Annotated in this window: 2 protein-coding genes; both read left to right on the top strand. The window is 47.7% G+C overall.

Annotated features, from left to right (window positions below; all coding sequences use genetic code 11):
* On the top strand, nucleotides 1-1,504 hold a 1,504-nt coding region (gene istA, locus E5987_RS12535), incomplete at its 5' end, for an IS21 family transposase (RefSeq protein ID WP_160336404.1).
* Between the two features lie 43 nt (nucleotides 1,505-1,547).
* Entirely contained in the window at nucleotides 1,548-2,261 is a 714-nt protein-coding gene (locus tag E5987_RS12530) for an ATP-binding protein (RefSeq protein ID WP_160336403.1), read from the top strand.
* The last annotated feature ends 343 nt before the right edge of the window (nucleotides 2,262-2,604 follow it).

Raw genomic sequence — 2,604 nt, 5'->3', positions numbered from 1 at the left:
GAAAATTGCAGCTTCCGTCAGCGTATCGAAGTCAACTGTCTCAAAATACGCAAACCAGATCAAAGCATCCGGCTTGACGTACACGGAGATCGAAAAGACTGATTCAGCCGTATTGGAAGAGCTGCTGTGTTCTCACATTGACGCAAAGTACCGAGAAATCGATACAGATCACGTCATAACTCAGCTTGCAAACGTCAAGTATGCAACCAGACAGCTTCTTTACGAAGCATACAAGGCATCTGACCCTAGCAGCGCCTGCTCGTATCCGACGTTCTGCCGTCAAATAGATAAGGCAATGAAAGCTAAAGCTCCGAAGGAGGTTTATACCAACTTGGAGCGAGTACCCGGCGGCTCGATGGAAATCGATTTTGCCGGCGAGCTTATCAATTGGGTCGACAAGCATGGGAAAAGCCGCAAATCCAAACTGTTTGTTGCCACAATGACATTTAGTCAGAAGATGTTTGCCTGCGCTTTTGACGATGAAAAACAGCACTCCTGGATGCAAGGGATTGTCAAAGCCTTGGAGTTCTTCGGCGGCATTCCAAAGACGCTTATAGTCGACAACGCCAGGAGCCTTGTCATGTCGCATAAGCAAAGCAGAATCGATTACTCTCCAATCCTGACCAATCTGTGCGAATACTACCGGATCAACACCTTTGCTTGTCGGCCGCGAAGTCCAAAGGGCAAGAACCGCGTAGAAAACAGCGTTTTACACTTCTATCGGCATGTGATAGCGCCTCTGTCGATGCAGGGTCCGATAAGAGCGTTTGATCTGTCTGATCTGAACGAGCAGATTCTTGAGAAGGTACGTCAGTTCAACGAGCGTCCGTTCACAAAGAATCGCCAAAGCAGTCGCGAAATTGAATTTGCGGCGCACGAGAAAAAAGCGCTGGCAAGTCTTCCCATCCTTGCCTTTGAAGTCGGCAGCTGGAAGTACTTAAAGGTTGACAAAGGGCACTGTATCAGGCTCACTGAGGACTGTGGTCATCGTTACAGCGTTCCTGCCAGCCACGTAGGTAAAAAAGTCTCCGTGCTGAAGACAGCCGAAAATGTCTTCATTTACGACATTGAGACCGCCGTCTGCATTGGCAAGCACAAGAGATTGCTTGAAGCTTCAGGCCAGAAGACGCACATTCTGCCTGAGCATCTGACGGCAAAGGAAAAGCACCAACGGCTCAGTAAGGATGAATGGGCACAAGAGCTGATCGACTGCGGCTACAACGAAAGTACGGTTGTAAACGTCTTGGAGATCAAGTGGGAATCCGATCAAATGAACGCCCGCAGATTCTGCTCCTGCCTAAGGCGGCTTGCAAAAATAGGATCGATCCGGCTCGCCAATGAAGCCCTCGGCGTTGCGCTCGAACAAAAGTTCCTGAGCTACAGCTTTATCGAGAACTTTGTGAATATGCGAAAGAAAGAGCTGCTTATGGGCTTAGATAATTCCGACAAAGACCAGGACTATAGGACTGTTGAACATGAAAACATCAGAAATAACTACTCATGATAAAAAAATTCTGCGTCTCAGCGAGTTGTGCAAGAGGCTGAAAATGCGTGCCGCTTATGAGCGCTTCTGTGCGATTCTTACTGATCCTGACGCCTGTCAAATGCCTTTGCTTGACTGCGTCATCGAAGGGTTGGAATATGAGGTTGAAAAGCGAGACTCGAATGCACTAAACCGTCGTCTTAAAGAAGCAAAAATCTGCTTGCCAAACGCTCGTCCTGACACAATCGACTTCAGCATTGAAAGAGGATTAGATAGAAATCAGGCAGAGGCGCTCCTCACGATGCAGTGGATGGAAAGGCACCAAAACATCATTATTACCGGAGCTGCCGGATGCGGTAAAACCTTCTTTGCGTGCGCCTTAACTAATCAGGCCTGCATGAAAGGGAAAACAGCAAGGGTAGTCAGAATACCCCTGCTGCTTAACCAAATGTCTGCGTCACATCAGATCGTCGAAACATACTTCAAAAAACTCAAGGAGTATAAAAATGTTGATCTGCTAGTCCTCGATGACTGGGGCATCGGACAGTTAGACGCCAGATCCAGAGAGGATCTGCTGGAAATAATAAACGAAAGATACATGTACGCAAGTACTATCGTCACAAGCGTACTGCCGGTCAGTAAATGGGCTGAATATATCAACGACCCGACTTACTCCGACGCAATCCTGGACAGACTCGTCAGTGTCTCCCACAGAATCGAAATGTACGGTGCCTCAGTCAGGCAAATGGAACAATATGGAGGCGTGCAGAAATCCTAAAGGTCAATAGAAGAAGTTAATTGCAGGGCCAAACGCGTTTTAACGCTTGTCGCCGCCTGTTTTTAAGGCCGTTAAGCAGTGTGCTTAACGGCCTTTGTACAGCGTATTAAAGAAGAACGGCGTCAAGCCACTTTCGCGGCATAATGCTGTAACCTCGCTGGCGCTCCGTTACAACTTATCCCACGTTGGCTTGACACCGTACGTGCTCGCAAAATCACTGCAAACAACTATAAAAATAGCTATCACAAAATCTTGTAAACTACAGGTCGGCCCAACGGTTAAAACTGAGCGTTCGAACCTGTGAGAATTTGATTTACCTATCAACGTTGACGCATCAGCCGAC

Origin of the sequence: Parasutterella muris (genome assembly GCF_009767915.1) — a bacterium.
GTDB classification, from domain to species: domain Bacteria; phylum Pseudomonadota; class Gammaproteobacteria; order Burkholderiales; family Burkholderiaceae_F; genus Parasutterella; species Parasutterella muris.
Note: the sequence above shows the minus strand (reverse complement) of the source record. Positions and strands in the feature narration are given on the sequence as shown.

Excerpts from the sequence above, each read along its gene's own strand:
- E5987_RS12530 (WP_160336403.1), top strand. The coding sequence starts at position 1,548 with ATGCGTGCCGCTTATGAGCGCTTCTGTGCGATTCTTACTGATCCTGAC.